Source organism: Pseudalkalibacillus sp. Hm43 (genome assembly GCF_051842935.1).
GTDB lineage: Bacteria > Bacillota > Bacilli > Bacillales > Fictibacillaceae > Pseudalkalibacillus.
The window spans coordinates 1,594,574-1,613,495 of the sequence record NZ_JBPXRR010000001.1 but is presented as its reverse complement, the minus strand read 5'-3'; the positions used below and the strand labels follow the sequence as shown (position 1 = coordinate 1,613,495).

Sequence of the window (18,922 nt, the reverse complement as noted above, 5' to 3'; positions counted from 1 at the left end):
ACCGCCTGACCACATTGGTTTGGCGGTTCTTTGTCTAGCTGGAACGTTAACGTTTAGTCAGGTCAGCGGAAAGGGAAAGATAACCTTTAGAGTCTATCGTTCGATCAATGAATTCCGAAAACGAGGGAAAATTATGGACAAACGTAAATTGGCTAAGAAGATTGCGATCATTTTAACCATTATTGGTGTTTTCATTTGGTTGAACCGAACATTCTTCGATATTCCACCTGAAGAGATTCGCAATTGGGTAATGTCATTCGGATGGATTGCGCCTGGTATTTACCTACTCATTTTTGCATTCAGACCATTTGTTTTATTTCCTTCTTCTCTCTTGGGAGTCGTTGGAGGATTAGCGTTTGGGTTTTGGTTTGGATTCTTACTCACAACAATTGGGACAACAATCGGAGCGGTTCTATCTTTTCTAGCAGTGCGTCAATTAGGTTTTTCTTTTGGAAAAATCCCATCCTCTGAGAAGTACGATGGACTTCGGAAGCAGATTGAAGACAAGGGCTTCATTATCTTGATGATTTTACGATTGATTCCGTTTTTGCATTTTGAATTGGTGACCTATTTAAGTGCCGTTTCCAACATCAGGTTCAGAGATTACTTCTTTGCTACATTGGCAGGTGTGATACCAGGAGCGGCAATTTACACAGGGATTGGAAGCAGTTCCTATTCCGGTGGAAGTGAAATACTCATCTTTTCCATCGTGAGCTTGATCATCCTGACATCGATCCCGATTTTGTTTCGGAAAAAACTCTTTACGATGCTTGCAATCCGAGCGGACCAAGAATAGGGAAACGAGCGGACCAAAAATAGGGAAATAGGAAGGAGCGTTTTTGAACAATCATGGCAGATTTTCGTGTGAAAGCAATTGTATTTGATGTATACGGTACGTTATTTGACGTACATTCCGTCATTGAAGAGTGTGAGCGGCAATTCCCTGAAAAAGGGGAGACCATCAGCCAAATTTGGCGGAAAAAGCAATTGGAGTACTCCTTTTTACGTGGATTGATGGGTAACTACCGTCCTTTCTGGGAGATTACACAGGACGCATTACGTTATGCTTGTATAACTGAGGATGTAGAATTAACGCCTGAAAAAGAGGAAAAACTGCTGAATGCTTACAAGCAATTGCAGCCTTACGATGAAGTGAAGGAAGTCCTTACCCAATTGGAAGGCTATCAGCTGGCGGTTTTCTCCAACGGTTCAGAAGAAATGCTCCATCCGTTAATTAAATATCATGATTTTCAAGGCTATTTCGATGCATTGATTTCCGTAAATGGGATCAAACAGTTCAAACCGCATCCATCGTCTTACTTGTATGCGCTAGAACAGCTTGGCGTCGAGCGTGAAGAGGTGTTGTTCTTATCGTCCAATACATGGGACATCGCCGGTGCGAAGACGTTCGGTTTCCAGGTTGCATGGGTGAACCGTTCGGGTGGTATAATGGACGAACTAGGGGTCACACCGGATTATGTAATAAGAGACCTCACTGAGCTATTCGAATAGGAGATCACGTTGTATGTCAGAGAAATTGTTGTTAATCGGAGGTGGCCATGCCCACCTTTCTTTATTGAAAAAATTAAAAGATCATCAGCTTCCAGATTGTGAAGTGACTTTATTGAATCCAACTTCATCGTATTATTATTCCGGTATGTTTTCAGGATATGTGGAGGGCATCTACTCGTTAGACCAGTTGGAAATCGACCTGGCTGAATTGAGTGAGAAGGCAGGCGTCCAATTCGTTGAAGGAACGGCAATGAGTGTTGATGCAAAACAGAAAATGGTGCTCACCGAAAAAGGCGACATCCTGTCTTTTGATGTGCTCTCCTTTGACATCGGAACAAGACGAAAAGGTATTGAGGACCTGCCTCAGTCTGATGCCATTTATCATTTGAACAGAAAAGAACAGATCCAGGAGCTCGGAACGGATGAAAGTCGACGAGGAGAGGTCGTCATCATCGGCGGTGGGGCAGCTGGAATCGAACTTGGCTTCTCAATCCAATCATGGAAAAAGAAACATGGTGATGAGGGACGAGTGAGCCTTATCAGTTCTTCAGCCATTTATGGAGAATCTGAAGATGATCGTTGTAAAAAGCAGTTGAAACAGAAGCTTCTAGATGCTGGAGTGCACCTTCTGGAAAATGAGAGGGTAGAAGAAGTCAGGGAGCATGAAGTGGTTGTCGGGGGAGAATCTGTCCGATATGATTCGTTGCTCTGGATGACAGGTTCTGAAGCCCCTAAATTATATAAAAGCTCCAAGTTGCCGACTGATGATGAGGGTTATCTTCTCGTAGAGGACACATTGCAGGTGAAGGAATTTCCATTCATCTTCGGCTCTGGTAATGGCGTTACTGTCCGGCAGTACCCAGAAATTCCGAGGAACGGTGTCATGGCGGTACGACAAGGGGAAGTGCTGTGGGACAACTTGAAAGGCTTTTTGGGTTCTGGTGAGGGCTACCATTTTAAACCGCAAAAGCGGTATTTAACGATTTTATCGACCGGTGAACGGCACGGCTACCTACGCTACGGTTCGTTATGTACATCCGGCAAACTCGCCTGGAAACTGAAGAACAAAATCGATCAGAAGTTCATGTCAACGTTCAAATAATGAAGGAGGAGTGCCGTGATGGCACTCCTTTCATCTTGAAAAGAGTCTATTCACCCCGACGGAGCGGAAAATTAATTGAGATGGTAATGAATAGGGGCTATTCATCCATACGAAGTGGAAAGCTGATTGTGATGGTAACGAATAGCGTTTATTCGTCCCTAAGATGCGGAAAATTGCTTGAGATGGTAATGAATAGGGGCTATTCATCCCTAAGATGCGGAAAATTGCTTGAGATGGTAATGAATAGGGGCTATTCATCCCTAAGGAGCGGGAAAATGACTGAGATGGTAACGAATAGCGCTTATTCGTCCCTAAGATGCGGAAAATTGCTTGTGATGGTAACGAATAGAGCCTATTCGTCCCTATCAAACTAAAAAACAGCACATAAAGGTAACGAAAAAGGCTGATCTCCGCTACAAAAGCGGGATCAGCCTTCTTTTATTATGCATCTACTGCTTGTTTTCGTTCTTTTCGTGCTTGTTTGAAGAAGAACAGTTCATAGATGACTGGGACGATGATCAATGTCAGGAAGGTGGAAGTGGTTAATCCACCGATGACGACAATAGCGAGTCCTTTAGAGATCAACGTACCGGATGAAGTTGTAAACGCCAATGGTAACAAGGCTGCAATCGTGGCGAAAGCAGTCATCAAGATTGGGCGCAAGCGCGTTTTACCTGCTTCCAATAAAGCCTCACGAATCGACATTCCTTTTTCAAATCGGTTCTGTCCGATGCGGTCTACGAGTACGATCGCGTTCGTCGTTACGATACCGATCAGCATCAGGACACCGATCATGGCACTGATGGAGAGTGGTTCACCCGTCAACCATAAGCCACCAATGGATCCAATCGGTACGAAAATCAGTGAAGACAGGATGATGAACGGAATACGTGCTTTTCCGAATGTGATAAGCATCGTCAGATAAACGAGTCCGATGGCTACTAGCATTGCAAGACCTAGCTGTTGGAACGTTTCTACCGTCTCATCACTTCCACCACCGCCCTCAAGGGAAACGCCGTCTGGTAATTCTAAATCAGATTTCACACCACTGACCACTTCGTTTGAAACGGTTTGGATGTTTTGACCTAGAATCTGTGCAGATACACGAGCAAAGACTTTTTCATCAAGCTTTTGGATGGAAGCGACATCTTCAATCTGTTTCACTTCAGCAAGTTCAGAGAGTGGAACGGGACCTTTGCTTGTGAATATCTGCAGTTCTTCAAGCTCCTCAAGTGAGGTCACATCTTCATCATACTGGAGCGTTACAGATGAATCTTCTTCACCAATCGGAAGTTCTCCGACACTCACAGGTTTCGTCTGTTCGCTGATGATGCCTAGAATCATGAATCCAGATACGCCATATTCAGACGCGATTTCAGGATCGATTTCAACCTTCCATTGAGGTTGTTTTTCAGAGAAGTTGTTGCTTACATAATCCAGATCATCGTTCTCTTTCATATAAGCTTCAACCTTGGCTGCTGCTTTTTGGAGCTTATCAAGGTCATTGCTGTATAGATCGATGTTCACGGCATTATTAGTCGGTGGTCCTCCAGACTGAAGTTCTTGAACGCTGACCACAGCATCTTCGCTTTCAGAGGTGACGATCTCTTTCATTCCGTCTTCCAGCATATCAATAACGCCACTCACATCTGCAGACTCAGTCAGGTTGATGAAGTAGTTGGCGACATTTTCACGCTTAAGTCCAGTCTGGAAGTCTCTGCTTCCGACAGCTGCGGTGACATCCTTTATGCCGTCTTGGTCTTCAAAATATTCCTCGACTTGTAACGAAACTTCATTCGTGTTTTCGAGTGTAGTGGAAGCTGGCATCTCAACGGATGCAATCAATGTCTTCTGCTTTTCGTTCGGTAAGAATACGAATCCGAGTTGAGAGGTCATGAAGAACGAACCTCCAAGCAGCAAGAAGGACAGGATGATGACAACCGCTTTGTGATTCAAGGATTTCTTGATCAGGCTGACATACACTTTTTGAAGCCAGGTCACTTTCTCTTCATGCTTTACATTTTTGAACGACACTTTTGCAAGGATCGGAACAATCGTAACCGCTACGATAAGGGATGCGAGTAGAGCAAATACGATCGTCAATGCGAAAGGTAAGAAGAATTCTCCTGTCACGCCTCCGACAAATCCTAATGGTAAAAAGACGACAACCGTAGTCAACGTAGAAGAGACGATTGCTTTCAAGATTTCTTTCGTCGAGCTTAAGATGAGCTCGTTGCGATCTTCCGTTCCATCACTTTTGCGCATTCGCCTGAATATGTTTTCGATGACGACGATACTGTCATCGACGACTCGACCGACTGCAACCGCCATACCACCGAGCGTCATGATGTTCAATGTGATGTCCATCTGGTCTAAGAAGATGGCCCCGATCAACAAGGATAGTGGTATGGAAATGATGGCGATGATCGTTGCACGGATATTTCGCAAGAACAACAATACTGCAAGGGATGCGAATAAAGCACCGTACAACCCTTCCTTCACAAGCTTTTCAACGGACTGCTTGATACCAGAAGCTTGGTCGAAGCCGATCGCATAATCCACTCTGTCGTCGTACTTTTCGAGTGTCGTGATGATTTTTTCTGATACTTCAACAGTGTTTGCGCCTTGTTTTTTCGTAATGGCAGCAGATAAGGCTTCCTGCATGTTGTAACGTGTGATTTCATCGCTTTCTGCCGTCTCTTCGACTTCAGCAACATCCCCTAACGTTACAGGTTCTGGTGCCTGAGTCGGTGCAGTTCCGGCAGGAGGTCCTGCTTCGTTTCCACCACTCGGTGGCCCTGCATTACCCTCACCGGAAGGAGGACCTTCCTGTTGAGCGGGTTGCCCTGTAGCTCCAGAACTCAATTGGAGAGCTTTCAGTTCATTGATCGTTTCGATTTTTTCTTCGACACGGACAGGGACGGAGATCGTCTCCTGTTCAATGGAACCAGCAGGGAAGGACATGTAATGCTGATTAATTGTTTCTTTGATTTGATTCAAGTTCAAGCCATTTTGTCTGGCTTTTTCTTTATCGACCGTGATGACGATGGATTCGTCTTCCAATCCACCTACGGAAATGTTGTTCACTCCAGAAATTTTATTGATTTCTGGAATCAGTTCATTTTCAACGAACGCTTTGAAATTTTCACCTTCACCGGAAGGGAAGAGTGAAATGTTGTAAATCGGAAATGTACCGAATGAAAAACGGTTGATTTCAGGTTTTGCATTCTCCGGTAGATCCGCGTCTTCAATCAAACTTTCGATTTCACGTTCTACGTCATCCAAGTTTGTGGAGAATGGAAACTCCAGATTGATGACGGAAAAGCTTTCAAAGGATTGACTTTGCAGTTTTTTGACATCGTTCAATCCTTTCAATTGTTCTTCTAATTTGTCGGTGACTTTCTCATTTACGTCCTGGGTGGAAGCCCCTGGATAGACGACTTGCACAGACATTTGTGGGAATTCAATGTCAGGAAGTAGATCGACTTTCAAATTACTGAATGAAAAAAGTCCGCCAATCACTAATAAAATACCGATGATAACAACAGCAATCGGATTCTTCAGACTGAATTTAGTTAAGAAACTCAAGATTTCGCCCCCTCGTATTATGTAAAAATAAATTCAGGTGTATATGTGAATTTACACATATACACCCTAAGTATAAAGCATTAGTGAAGTGGTGCAACTATTTTGTATCTGTTTGTTTGTAAATTTTGTGATAAGATGTATTCAGTTGAGAAGAAAGAAGGATAAAAATGGCTTTACGATACGCAATACTCGGGTTATTAACCAAGAAACCATCGACGGGTTACGAACTGAATCAGCAATTTAAGGAAACGATGATCCATTTCTGGTCAGCGCATCACACACAAATTTATCGTGAATTGATCAAGCTGGAAGAAGAGGAGTGGGTGAGTTCTGTCATCTATCCACAAGAGGATTCACCGGATAAAAAGGTCTATTCAATTGAAGACAAAGGAAGAGAAGAATTATTGAAGTGGTTGTTGAACTATAAAGTCGAGCCACCCAAATTGAAAGACCAACAGTTGTTGAGAGTCTCCTTGTTCCATCTGATTGATCCGGATGATGCGATACGATTTTTAGAACAGAGTAAAGAGCATCATAGAATCGGTGTTCATCATATGAACGTCTGGCAACAGACACAATATCCAACAGATGAAGACAAGAAAGCTGCGCTCGGAGAATATTTCACCTCCGAATTTGGTAAAAGGTATATGAAAAGCTGGATTGAATGGTGTGATTGGGCGATAGAAGTGTTAAAAGAGTTGAAAGAGTAGATAATCAAGATTGTCCCTTTCCTTTAAAGGATCCTATGATTAAGAGCAGTAAAGGGAATATCAAACCAAACAACAATGCATAAGCGAGCCACGTTTTCGTGGCAAAGTCGATGAAATAGGCGCTGTTTGGATAGGCAATCAGTGAGTAGATATATAAGATGAATGACATCGGAATGACCAACAAGCGATAATCTTTCAAATTGAACAATTTCTTGAGCATGATGAGTGAAGCATGGAATGAGAGAACCAGTTTAAAGAACAGGGTGATTCCCCATAATGCAGCAACCGTGACTTCTATCCGCTCTAAGAAGTCTGCTATGCTGATTTTCTTTGCCCACACATAGGTAGGGTATACTTTCAGTTTTGTCAGTTCCACTCCGAGAACGAGGATGGTAAATAAGGTCGTAACGATTAGTATAGACGAACCTAATGTGACACCTAATAAAAAGCTTTTTCTCGTTTTCTCCGGATGATTGATGGACGTATAAAATGTGGTCAAAATGACCAATTCAAGGAAGGGAACTCCAACCATAGATAGTGAGCCCCCAAAAATCGTCTTCAAACCTTCCCCTGCAATCGGTTGTATGTTCGTCAGATTGATTTGTGGAGACGTAAGGCCGACTAGTATGATGAACATCAGTACGACAAAGGGAAAAGTGATTTCCGCTACTCGGCTATATGTTTCTAAGCCCAATTTCACTGCATAAATGACCGGAATCAGAAACATGATATGGATCGCTTCAAGTGGTGTCTCCAACATGATTTTCGTTTTCATGAAATCGCCGAAATTTCTTAATACGAGTGCAGCAAGCGTGAAGCAAAAGAAAAAATAGAACACGATGATGATACGCCCCAAAAATTTACCTAAAACAAGTTCAGCGATGCTCGGTAAATTCATTCCAGGATACCGTTTAGGAAATGAGGAATAAAGATAAGCCAAGCCCAATCCTATGATGGAGGCGACAATTGCGGAGATCCAACCATCTTGACTGGCCGTAATAACCAGACTTGATGGAATGATGATGATTGAACTTCCCACAGTGAATAACAAGACGAGAAGTACAAACTGACGGGAACTAATACTCTCCTCTTTTCCCATAAACGTTCCTCCTTACTTAAATAGATTGAGAATACTCGTACTGATTGGTTCGAAAAGATAACTTACTAAATTTAATGGATTGGGGATTTTCACATCAAATCCATAAAGAGTTAGAAGTATGCTTGCAAATGCTAGCAGGACAAAATAAATGATACTTGGATAGAATTGCTGTTCCTTGATTAAGGGTGGTAATTCTACAGTTACAAAAAGTATCGCTAACAATAACATTCCTACAGTGAACCCCATCTACTTCATCCTCCAATCTCTGGAGATTCTGAAATCGATCCTGTATTATGAATTGCTGAATCTACTTTGACCTCAACCTCGATGTTTGGGAATAAACTATCCCACTCTTTCTCTACTCGTTTCCAAACTTTAGGATGACTACGATGAAGAGCGTTTCCAAAGCCATATATATCAGATTGATAAGTGTCTTGCGCTTTTTTAATGGCTTCTCGAATGTCCTTTTCAATGGTTTCATTCATGTTGTTTTCAAATTTCTTCATATAATCTGGATCATTGAATGGCTGTGGTAAAACACATTCCGAATCCATAATATTTCCGTTTATCTCCACAGAAACATCACCTTGAATTTTTTTGTTTTTTTGTTCTGTGTTGATTGAAGCGTTTGTATTGATCACTTCAACACCAACGAGTCCATCTCCCTCGACACATGGAACATTAATCAATGTGCTTTGGATATTGCCTTGAGAGAAGTTATAGGCAATACTTTCTTTCTCTTCCATCCAAGCAATAAGCTTATCCTTTTTGAACACACCTAAAGGACTATACATGAGATAGGTTTTAGGACTGATATATTTATATTTTGATTCCGTTTGCCCCTCTTCTTCATCCCCCTCAATGAAGACTCCTGTTACAACGAGGTTTTTCCCTGTGCTTACCAGTTCGGTAATGAAAGTGTCCAACGATACTTCCGTCGTTGAACCATATGATGTGCTGGATGTAACCAGTGATTTGAACAACTTGTTTCCAGGAATTTCATCCATGGTTGTCAAGATTGAGAGAATGTCATTGGCTTTACCATTTTTTGCAATTAAGATGAAAAAGTCAGAACGATATTCATGGTCCCTTAGCATAACGTCCATGATTTTTGAAACTCCTTCTTTTGCAAGGTCTTCTCCGATGATAAGTACCCGAACGTGCGAAAAGTACATTTTTGTTTCAGCTTTTTTCGTCATTTTTCTCCATGCTTCAAAAAGTGTATCTCCCTTTTCATCTAGGGTCGTTACTACTGTCCGTTTTGCAGAGCGTTCTTTTGCTACCTCACTCGGATTAATGATTTGTGTTGTAAAAACATATTGCCCATCCACTTTGTCAATTCCAAGACCAGTCGTTATGGAGAGTTCGTTCAATTCACGGCTGTTCCAGCAGCCTGAGAGGAGGGGAGTAATGAATACGAGAATTACAATAAAAGTTTTAAAAGATCTCATTTCTATCATCACTCCTCATTATCATCATTGCTTTCTCTTGCCATTCAGAGGCGAATGGTATTGTTGCTTCGTTGTATTTATTTGACTTATCAATCGAGGTCTGGTGATCAACCATCTTCTAGGGAATCTGAATACAGCATCTTTTTGTTCTTTTAAGCTGAAAGGTCCAATCGGAGACATGTACGGCATACCGAAAGAACGTAGACTACATAAATGTAAAAGCAATAAAAATAGTCCGACTGCGATTCCGAATAAGCCAAATGTGGCGGCAAGAATCATAAAGCCGAATCGTAGAATTCGGACAGAAAGTGCCATGTCGTAAGAAGGGAATACGAAGTTGGAAATTGCAGTGATGGATACGACGATAACCATTGTCGGAGAGACAAGTCCCGCCTGGACAGCAGCCTGGCCGAGAACCAGTGCGCCTACAATTGATATCGCTTGTCCGACTGCTCGTGGCATCCGAATACCAGCTTCCCTTAAAATCTCAAAGGTTACTTCCATGATTAAAGCCTCAACGAGTGCAGGAAAGGGAATTCCGTCTCTTTGTGCTGCTAAGTCAATTAATAGTTGAGTCGGTATCATTTCCTGATGAAATGTTGTTACCGCGATGTATAGTGATGGAATGAGTAACGCTGCAAAAAAAGCTAGGAACCTTAAAACTCTTATGACTCCAAAGAATGAACGCTCATAGTAATCCTCAGGTGATTGGAAGTAATGGATAAACAATGCAGGCACAATAAGTGCGAAAGGTGTTCCATCGATGAGGATGGCGACTCTTCCCTCCAATAAAGCAGCAGCAACAACATCTGGACGTTCGGTGTTAAAAACAGTAGGGAAAGGGGAGGACGTCTTATCCTCAATTAATTCTTCTATATAAGCACTTTCCAAGATGCCGTCAATGTCAATCTGTTTAAGACGGTCACGTACTTCTTGAAGTACTTTAGGGTTGGTAACAGATGAGATGGAGATGATAGATACATCCGTTTGTGTATGTTTTCCGATGATGTTCGTTTCCACTCTCAAGTCTGGATCTTTAATTTTCCGACGTAAAAGTGACGTATTCGTCCTGATGCTTTCTGTAAAAGATTCCTTTGGACCACGGATGACATTTTGTGTAGTCGGTTCTGTAACTTCACGATGTTCCCAACCACGAGTAGCAGCAATGACCGCTGTGTTGATACCTTCTATGAAGATAGCGGCATCCCCAGACAAAATGTTGTTCAACGTTTTCTTGAAATCCTTCTCATCATGTACTTCACCAATGGAAATTGCTTGTTTTTTCAGGAGATCAAGATCGTTCTTTTTTTCATTGCGAAGTACTTTGGAATCATGATCGAACATCATGACTTTTAAAATAAATTCCTGTATGGATTGGATATCTACAAGTCCATCTACATAAACGATGGAAGCGTTGATTTGCTGGTAGATCTGGAATTCTCTGATGATAATGTCGTCACTTTGACCAAGACTTTCACGAAGAGCTGCAACATTTTCCTTCAGTGACCGAGAAACTTCATTAATCGGAGAATGCGTGACCTTCTTTTGATTTGTACTGAATTGATCTTTCATCCGGTTTCGTTTGCGGAAGAAACTCATGACGAGCTCACTGCTTCCCTTCTGATTTGCCCGATTTTCTTTAGTATTCACGGATAATATGAATTTATGAATACACAAAAAAGATGAACCAAATGAATTTGGTTCATCTAACTTTTCCATATCGTTTTGTAAGTCCTTAACGTCAAGAAACAGAATGCGTGTTGTTATTCAAATTGTAATATTTACTTTCAATGTTTCTAGAGACGTGTCCGGAAATGCCTTGAATGGCTTTCTGGAGTTTTTCTAAATCGATGCCGGTTTCAATGCCCATCTGATGAAGCATGTAGACGACATCCTCTGTTGCAACATTTCCTGTCGCACCGGGGGCAAACGGACATCCTCCAAGTCCGCCGGATGAGGCGTCGAATCTTGATATTCCAGCCTGGAGGCATGCAAACACATTCGCGAGTGCCATTCCGCGCGTGTCGTGGAAGTGCGCTGTCAGGAGCAGGCGATCTCCCAATTCATCATTCAACCTTTTGAACAGAGCATAGCTTTCTTGCGGGTTCGCCATCCCGATCGTATCCGCAACGCTCAGTTCGTCCACTCCATTATCTGCAAATTGCGTGCAGAGCGCGACTACATCGTCCGGATTGACCTTCCCGTCATAAGGGCAATAGAAGGCTGTCGAGATACATGCTCGGACAAAATAGCCTTTTTGCTTCAACTCCGCAAGGATCGGTTTTAATTCTTCCATACTTTCTTCTGTCGTTTTATTGATGTTCTTTTTGTTGAATGCAGAACTGACGCCTACAAAAACTGCGACATGCTTAACGTCTGTTTCATAGATGCGATCGATCCCTTTCCGGTTCGGTGCTAGGACGAAATTCCGTTCTCCATCCAGACAAGCCTCGATGACTTCCTTGGCATCACCCATCTGTGGCACCCATTTCGGGGATACGAAGGAAGTGAGCTCCATTTCCTTCAGTCCAGCTTCTTTCAATCCTTTTATGAAGTGAATTTTTGCATTGGTTGGAACTTGCTTTTTCTCATTTTGAAGTCCATCCCTTGGTCCGACTTCAATCATGGTCACTTTTTCAGGTAAGTTCATGTTCGACCTCCCAATCTGGCAAAAATCGTAAGCGTTTTCACCCATACTAACTTTCATTGTAACGCGAAAATTTTTATAAGGGCAAGAATTTTCAATAAATTGAAGAAATATTGGAGGATAGGGAGGAAATGCTCGAATGAAATGAGAAATAGACAAGGTGAGACATAGAACTACAATTCACAAGGAGGCAACAAAGAGATGGAGAGAGAAGCTGTCATTGTAAGTGCTGTCCGGACGCCAATCGGGACGTTCGGCGGTAGTCTGAAATCAATTCCAGCCACTCAATTAGGTGGTCTAGTCATTAAAGAAGCTTTACAAAAAGCTGGTATATCAGAAGTGGATGAAGTCATCATGGGGAATGTCCTGCAAGCAGGCTTAGGGCAAAATCCGGCTCGACAAGCTGCGATTCATGCAGGTCTTTCAGAGAAAATTTCATCCATGACAATCAATAAAGTGTGTGGATCCGGACTGAAAACTGTCCATCTAGCAGCACAATCCATCCTGCTTGGGGATGCAGACGTCGTCCTTGCGGGTGGAATGGAGAATATGAGCCAGGCGCCTTACTTGTTACAAGGCGCACGTGATGGCTATAAAATGGGCGATCAGAAAGTGGTCGACTCTATGGTCCACGACGGGCTTTGGTGTGCATTCAACGATTACCATATGGGGATTACAGCAGAAAACCTTTGCTCATCACATGAGTTGAAACGTGAGGAGCTTGATGAATTCGCGGCATGGAGTCAGGAGAAAGCAGCGAACGCAATTGAAAGCGGAAAATTCAAGGATGAAATCGTACCCGTTTCCATTCCTCAACGAAAAGGTGATCCGGTTGTTTTTGATACAGACGAACACCCGAAAAAAGGGTCGACTGCTGACAAGTTAGCGAAACTTCGTCCAGCATTCAAAAAGGATGGCATGGTCACTGCAGGGAACGCTTCCGGAATCAATGATGGTGCAGCCGCAGTTGTCGTCATGAGCCGACAAAAGGCTGAAGAGCTCGGATTGAAGCCGCTGGCAATCATCCGTTCAAATGCATCAGCAGGTGTTGACCCAAGTGTCATGGGCATCGGACCTGTTCCGGCAACACGTAAAGCACTTGAAAAAGCGAACCTCACAATGGATGCGATCAATTTGATCGAAGCGAACGAAGCGTTTGCCGCTCAATCGTTAGCGGTCGGGAAAGATTTGAATATCAACCGTGACATCCTCAATGTGAATGGTGGCGCAATCGCACTCGGACATCCGATCGGAGCGAGCGGAACGCGCGTACTCGTAACGCTCATTCATGAGTTGAAGCGACGTAATGAACAATATGGTCTGGCAACATTATGTATCGGTGGCGGACAAGGTGTCGCAACCATTATCGAAAATGAAGCTTAAGCAGAGGAGATGAAGAAGTTATGAAACCAATCGAAACATCATTCTTAGAAGCTGTCAAAGAAATCAAAGATGGCGCAACGATCATGGTCGGAGGATTCGGACTTGTCGGAATCCCGGAGAACCTCATCCTTGCTCTTGTTGAAAGCGGTGTCAAAGACTTGACCGTCATTTCCAACAACTGTGGAGTCGATGAGTGGGGACTCGGTCTTTTATTGAAAAACAAACAGATCAAAAAAATGGTCGGCTCTTATGTCGGTGAAAATAAAGAGTTCGAACGCCAAGTGTTGGCAGGCGAATTGGAAGTCGAACTAATCCCTCAAGGTACGCTTGCAGAGAGAATCCGTGCAGGTGGAGCAGGTATTCCTGCATTCTATACGCCAGCTGGCGTTGGAACACCGCTTGCAGAAGGTCGTGAAGTCCGTAACTTCGACGGCAAGGATTATTTGCTCGAATATGGCATGAAAGCCGATGTGAGTCTTGTTCGTGCGAAGAAAGCGGATAAGATGGGGAACCTCATCTACAATAAGACCGCTCGTAACTTCAACCCGATGATTGCAGCGGCAGGTAAAGTGACGATTGCTGAGGTGGAAGAGTTGTGCGAAGTCGGTGAATTGGATCCAGATCTGATTCATACACCAAGCATCTACGTTCAAAAGTTGATCGTTGGAGAACAGCAAAAGAAAATCGAGCGCTTGACGGTTACAAAGTAGCAGAGGAGGAACTGAATCATGACAAAAGTAGATAAAGCAATTGTACGCGAACGTATCGCAAGAAGAGCAGAAAAGGAAATCCAGGACGGCTTCTACGTGAACCTAGGAATCGGTATGCCGACGCTAGTAGCCAACTACATTTCAGATAACAAGACAGTCGTTCTTCAATCGGAAAACGGACTGCTCGGAATAGGCCGTTATCCGACAGAAGATGAAGTTGACCCGGATTTGATCAATGCTGGTAAAGAAACGGTCACAGCGACAAAAGGAGCTTCTTACTTTGACAGTTCCGAGTCATTCGCGATGATCCGTGGAGGTCATATCGATATCGCCATTTTAGGTGGTATGGAAGTTTCCGAAAACGGAGACCTTGCGAACTGGATGATTCCAGGAAAGATGATTAAAGGTATGGGCGGTGCGATGGATCTTGTCCATGGTGCACAACGCATCATCGTCATTATGGACCATGTCAATAAGAATGGTGAACCGAAGATTTTGAACAAATGCTCACTGCCGCTAACAGGTGAAGGTGTCGTCGACCGTATCATCACCGATCGTGCAGTAATCGATGTAACACCAGAAGGTCTTAAGCTAGTTGAGGTGGCAGAAGGATTCACACCTGAAGACATCCAGGAAGTGACTGAGCCTTCGCTCATCATTGCAAATGATGTAACAACCAATTCATTTTAATGAATTGTAAGCTTCTAATCGTGTAGGGAGGGGATTGGTCTTGAAAAGATTAACAGCACTTTCAAATCGGATCATGCAGAGGTATCTGCCTGATCCCTTCCTTTTTGTCGTCATTTTGACGATCGTCGTATTTTTGATGGGTATGCTCATCATGCAAAGTACACCGGTTGAAATGGTGACATATTGGGGAGATGGATTCTGGAATCTATTAACGTTTTCCATGCAGATGGTCTTGATCCTTGTGACCGGATTCGTTCTTGCGAGCAGTCCGTTTTTCAAAAGGATCCTGAAAGGGATGGCTTCGCTCGTTTCCAAGCCAGGCCAAGCGATCGTTTTCGTCACGATTGTTTCATTGATCGCAAGTTGGGTGAACTGGGGCTTCGGATTGGTCATCGGTGCCTTGTTTGCGAAAGAACTGGCCAAGAAAGTAGAGAAGGTCGATTATCGTTTGTTGATTGCCAGTGCGTATAGTGGATTCCTCGTCTGGCATGGCGGATTCTCCGGATCCATACCGTTGACGATTGCGACACCAGATCATTTTACGAGTGACATGATCGGGATCATTCCGACATCGGAAACGATCTTCGCACCGTTCAATATTTTCATCGTCATCTCGTTGTTCATCGTGCTACCGATTGTAAACCGCTTGATGATGAATTCGAAAGAGAATGCCTATTACATCGATCCTTCTGTGTTAAAAGATTCTGATGTACAAGCAGCGACCGTCGAAGCGGGTACACCTGCTGAAAAGATGGAGAACAGTAAGATTTTATCACTGATCATCGGGTTGCTCGGATTGGCGTTCATCGTCTATTATTTCGCGACGAACGGATTCAGCTTGAACTTGAACATCGTGAACTTCATCTTCTTGTTCTTCGGAATTCTGCTGCACGGTACGCCGAGAAGATTCATCAACAGCGTTTCGGAGGCGGTGAAAGGAGCAGGAGGCATCATCATTCAGTTCCCATTTTACGCTGGGATCATGGGGATGATGGTCGCATCTGGACTCGCAGCTGAAATGTCGCAATGGTTCGTGAGCATTTCTAACGATATCACGTTCCCATTCTTCGCCTTCCTTAGTGCAGGTATCGTCAACTTCTTCGTTCCATCTGGTGGAGGTCAATGGGCGGTTCAAGCACCGATCATGCTCCTTGCTGGTGAAGAACTTGGATTTGATGCAGCTAAAACTGCGATGGCAGTAGCATGGGGAGACGCATGGACGAACATGATCCAGCCGTTCTGGGCATTACCAGCCCTTGCGATTGCAGGATTGTCAGCCAAGGACATCATGGGCTTCTGTGTCATTGCCATGCTTGTAAGCGGTTTATTCATTACGGTCGGTCTCGTATTCATCTAGGATGATGCCGGATTGAAGCCTTTTTAGGAGGATAAAAGATGAACGATTTATACATTGTAGATGGCGCACGTACAGCTTTTACAACGTTCGGTGGATCATTTACACAGGTCGGTCCAACCGAACTTGGTGTTGCAACCGCGAAGGAAGCCATGCAACGGGCGAATGTGTCGCCTGAAGATATTGACCAAGTGATCTATGGAAATGTGATTCATAGTAGTGCAAATGCCCCTTACGTCGCGCGCCATATCGCCACTCAGTCTGGCATCCCTGTAGAGGTACCGGCGATGCTCGTCAACCGTTTGTGTGGTTCCGGATTGCAGTCAGTTGTTTCTGGGGCGCAGTCTTTGCTGTTGAACGAGGGAGAAGTCGCTCTTGTCGGCGGTGTGGACAACATGTCGATGAGTCCGCACGTATCTTTTCAAAATCGGTTCGAACATCCGAAGCTGGGTGGCGTCGAATTCCAGGACATGCTGTTGTTGACGTTACGTGATGAAGCGATTGGAAACGGTATGGGCATTACGGCGGAAAACTTAGCGGAGCAGTATGGCATTTCGCGTGAAGAGCAAGATGAATTTTCTACGTTGAGCCATACGAGAGCCGCTAAAGCGATTGAATCAGGCCGATTCAAAAAGGAAATTGTATCGGTTGAAGTGAAGAAGCGTAAAGAAACCGTCATGGTCGACACGGATGAACATGTTCGTCCGACGACTTCCATTGAAGGTCTTGCGAAGCTGAAACCGACGTTCAAAAAAGACGGGTCTGTAACAGCTGGGAATTCTAGCGGAATTAACGATGGAGCGGCTTCTCTAATTATCGCTAAAGATTCTTTTGTGCAAAAGAAAGAGCTAAAGCCGATGGCGAAAATCCGTTCATGGGGAATCTGCGGAGTCGATCCATCTGTGATGGGCATCGGGCCAGTGCCAGCGATCAAGATGGCACTCGAGCGGTCCGGATTGACGATGGATGATATCGATTTAGTCGAAGTGAATGAAGCTTTTGCCGCACAATATTTATCGGTCGAAAAAGAGTTGAAACTCGATCGTGAAAAAACGAATGTAAACGGTGGCGCGGTTGCACTCGGACATCCTGTTGGAGCGAGTGGTTCAAGACTACTGCTGTCACTAGCATATGAATTGCATGAACGAGATAAACAATTCGGTGTTGCTAGCCTTTGTATCGGAGGCGGACAAGGCATCGCGATGGTAATTGAACGCGTTTAGTTTCAATAAGGAGGGGGCTGACCACATGTCAGCCCCTTTCGTTATGGAGAAGTTGAGTTTTGAGCTATAAATTTCGATTTATATGGAAAAATCGAAATTCTGATCTATAATTTCTCAAATTTATGGGAAATAACACTATTTTATGGGAAATGCCGAAATCTGATCTATATTCAAAAAAACGGAGCCCGACAACCACTGTCGAGCTCCGTTTTTCCACCTATTTATTCTCGATGTTTATCGTAATGCGTCACTTGTGTCCATTCTTTAAAGAGTTCTACCTCTTCTTCTGATAGATTCACGTCTGCTGCCGCTACGTTGTTTTCCAATTGACTCACACTGCTCGCCCCTGGAATGACTGTGGCTACAGCAGGGTGATTCAGAGGATATCGTAAGGAAAGGTGTGACAAATCGCGACCTTTCGCGATTTCTTTTACTTTGGTCATTACATCTCTAATTTCCTCGTCACTATATTCCATGAATCCTTTACCAGAAGCTTTATCAGTGAAAATTCGCTCTGTAAGATTCCCCTTCGCTAACGGACCTCGTGCAATGACGGACACATCGTTTTCCTGTATGAGATCAAGGAATTCCTCAGGTCGTCGATCGAGCATGCTGTACTGCATCATGATACTCACAATGTTGGACCGTGATAAGTATTCTTTGATGACGTTCGGACGGATGGATGAGATGCCATATTCCCGAATCAGGCCATCTTGCTTCAAGTCTTCGAACGCTTCAATGATTTCATCAATCGGATCCTCAATCGTTCCACCGTGTAATTGATACAAATCAAGATAATCCGTATCCAGTCTTTGTAAGGATCTTTTGACCGCAGTTTTTATATAATCCTTACTTGGTGCCCATTCCCAACCTTCATCGACATGATCCCAGCGATTTCCTACTTTTGTAGCTAGGACGCATTGATCACGTTTTCCTTTCAATGCTTTACCGACCAACTCTTCATTTGCGCCAAAATCATACAGATCGGCAGTATCGATGAACGTCACGCCTTCATCAATTGCTCTGTGTATGATGTTGATCGATTCTTGTTCGTCCTTTCCAAGTGACATGCAACCAAGACCAATCTCTGATACATATAATTCGGAAGAACCTAGTTTATTTCGTTGCAAAGTACGCACCTCCTACACCTACATTACCACGTACGGATGGAACTGTAACACGAGAATGAGGATCAGCTTGAATTCTAAAGATAAAACATAAAAAAGCACCCTTCTGTAGAGTGCTTTCCGTCCGTTTCCTTTATACTTTTGGTTTTCCTTCGATCCATTCCTGGACGGTGGTGTATTCACGCATGTACTTCTTCAGCATGTATTTAATCTGCCAAGGTTTCCCGACAAGTGTCACGCTGTTTGGTTGAAGATAGACTTTCATGCTCGGACCCCCTTCATTTTTTACGTAGTAGGTTTAGGATGTCGCGTATGATAGACTTTAT

Annotated in this window: 16 protein-coding genes; 9 read left to right on the top strand and 7 right to left on the bottom strand. The window is 43.6% G+C overall.

From position 1 onward, the window contains the following. Window positions 1–133 precede the first annotated feature (133 nt). Genes ACSVDE_RS08610 through ACSVDE_RS08600 form a run of 3 tightly spaced genes read left to right on the top strand, consistent with a single transcriptional unit; the run spans window position 134 to window position 2,614 of the window. Window positions 134–796 (top strand): TVP38/TMEM64 family protein, encoded by a 663-nt coding sequence (locus tag ACSVDE_RS08610; RefSeq protein WP_439300506.1) that lies wholly within the window; start codon window positions 134–136, stop codon window positions 794–796. A gap of 53 nt (window positions 797–849) precedes the next feature. After that, complete coding sequence (locus tag ACSVDE_RS08605; protein WP_439300505.1) at window positions 850–1,512, top strand: haloacid dehalogenase type II; 663 nt, start codon at window positions 850–852, stop codon at window positions 1,510–1,512. Between the two features lie 13 nt (window positions 1,513–1,525). Next, window positions 1,526–2,614 (top strand): FAD-dependent oxidoreductase, encoded by a 1,089-nt coding sequence (locus tag ACSVDE_RS08600; protein WP_439300504.1) that lies wholly within the window; start codon window positions 1,526–1,528, stop codon window positions 2,612–2,614. Between the two features lie 441 nt (window positions 2,615–3,055). On the opposite strand, the gene ACSVDE_RS08595 is transcribed toward ACSVDE_RS08600, so the two are convergent. After that, the gene (locus tag ACSVDE_RS08595) at window positions 3,056–6,202 is read right to left on the bottom strand and encodes an efflux RND transporter permease subunit (protein WP_439300503.1); all 3,147 of its coding nucleotides are present in this window, start codon (window positions 6,200–6,202) and stop codon (window positions 3,056–3,058) included. A gap of 167 nt (window positions 6,203–6,369) precedes the next feature. Between ACSVDE_RS08595 and ACSVDE_RS08590 the strand changes: the two genes are divergently transcribed. Continuing rightward, window positions 6,370–6,912 carry a PadR family transcriptional regulator gene (locus ACSVDE_RS08590; RefSeq protein ID WP_439300502.1) on the top strand — a complete coding sequence of 181 codons (543 nt, stop codon included), beginning with the start codon at window positions 6,370–6,372 and terminating at the stop codon, window positions 6,910–6,912. Between the two features lie 4 nt (window positions 6,913–6,916). Here ACSVDE_RS08590 and ACSVDE_RS08585 read toward each other — a convergent pair whose 3' ends face one another. The 4 genes from ACSVDE_RS08585 to ACSVDE_RS08570 form a co-directional block, all read right to left on the bottom strand. Continuing rightward, complete coding sequence (locus tag ACSVDE_RS08585; RefSeq protein WP_439300501.1) at window positions 6,917–8,011, bottom strand: GerAB/ArcD/ProY family transporter; 1,095 nt, start codon at window positions 8,009–8,011, stop codon at window positions 6,917–6,919. Between the two features lie 251 nt (window positions 8,012–8,262). Continuing rightward, window positions 8,263–9,471 carry a Ger(x)C family spore germination protein gene (locus tag ACSVDE_RS08580; protein ID WP_439301959.1) on the bottom strand — a complete coding sequence of 403 codons (1,209 nt, stop codon included), beginning with the start codon at window positions 9,469–9,471 and terminating at the stop codon, window positions 8,263–8,265. Window positions 9,472–9,486: 15 nt separating this feature from the next. Next, the gene (locus tag ACSVDE_RS08575) at window positions 9,487–11,061 is read right to left on the bottom strand and encodes a spore germination protein (RefSeq protein WP_439300500.1); all 1,575 of its coding nucleotides are present in this window, start codon (window positions 11,059–11,061) and stop codon (window positions 9,487–9,489) included. A gap of 142 nt (window positions 11,062–11,203) precedes the next feature. After that, on the bottom strand, window positions 11,204–12,112 hold the full coding sequence (locus tag ACSVDE_RS08570) for a hydroxymethylglutaryl-CoA lyase (RefSeq protein ID WP_439300499.1): 909 nt from the start codon (window positions 12,110–12,112) through the stop codon (window positions 11,204–11,206). A gap of 198 nt (window positions 12,113–12,310) precedes the next feature. Between ACSVDE_RS08570 and ACSVDE_RS08565 the strand changes: the two genes are divergently transcribed. From ACSVDE_RS08565 to ACSVDE_RS08545, 5 genes are read left to right on the top strand one after another with little or no spacing between them, the layout of a single operon-like run. Continuing rightward, entirely contained in the window at window positions 12,311–13,492 is a 1,182-nt protein-coding gene (locus ACSVDE_RS08565) for an acetyl-CoA C-acetyltransferase (protein ID WP_439300498.1), read from the top strand. 20 nt (window positions 13,493–13,512) lie between these two features. Beyond that, complete coding sequence (locus ACSVDE_RS08560; RefSeq protein ID WP_439300497.1) at window positions 13,513–14,202, top strand: CoA transferase subunit A; 690 nt, start codon at window positions 13,513–13,515, stop codon at window positions 14,200–14,202. Between the two features lie 18 nt (window positions 14,203–14,220). Next, window positions 14,221–14,892: a CoA transferase subunit B gene (locus tag ACSVDE_RS08555; RefSeq protein WP_439300496.1), complete on the top strand. Its 672-nt coding sequence runs from the start codon at window positions 14,221–14,223 to the stop codon at window positions 14,890–14,892. 40 nt (window positions 14,893–14,932) lie between these two features. Continuing rightward, window positions 14,933–16,249, top strand: a complete 1,317-nt coding sequence (locus ACSVDE_RS08550) for a short-chain fatty acid transporter (RefSeq protein WP_439300495.1) — start codon at window positions 14,933–14,935, stop codon at window positions 16,247–16,249. A gap of 38 nt (window positions 16,250–16,287) precedes the next feature. Then, window positions 16,288–17,469: a thiolase family protein gene (locus tag ACSVDE_RS08545; RefSeq protein ID WP_439300494.1), complete on the top strand. Its 1,182-nt coding sequence runs from the start codon at window positions 16,288–16,290 to the stop codon at window positions 17,467–17,469. A gap of 221 nt (window positions 17,470–17,690) precedes the next feature. Here the strand turns inward: ACSVDE_RS08545 and ACSVDE_RS08540 are convergent, their stop codons facing one another. Together ACSVDE_RS08540 and mciZ are read right to left on the bottom strand one after the other, a co-directional pair. Then, on the bottom strand, window positions 17,691–18,599 hold the full coding sequence (locus ACSVDE_RS08540; RefSeq protein ID WP_439300492.1) for an aldo/keto reductase: 909 nt from the start codon (window positions 18,597–18,599) through the stop codon (window positions 17,691–17,693). 130 nt (window positions 18,600–18,729) lie between these two features. After that, complete coding sequence (gene mciZ, locus ACSVDE_RS08535) at window positions 18,730–18,861, bottom strand: Z-ring formation inhibitor MciZ (RefSeq protein WP_439300491.1); 132 nt, start codon at window positions 18,859–18,861, stop codon at window positions 18,730–18,732. Between the last annotated feature and the right edge of the window lie 61 nt (window positions 18,862–18,922).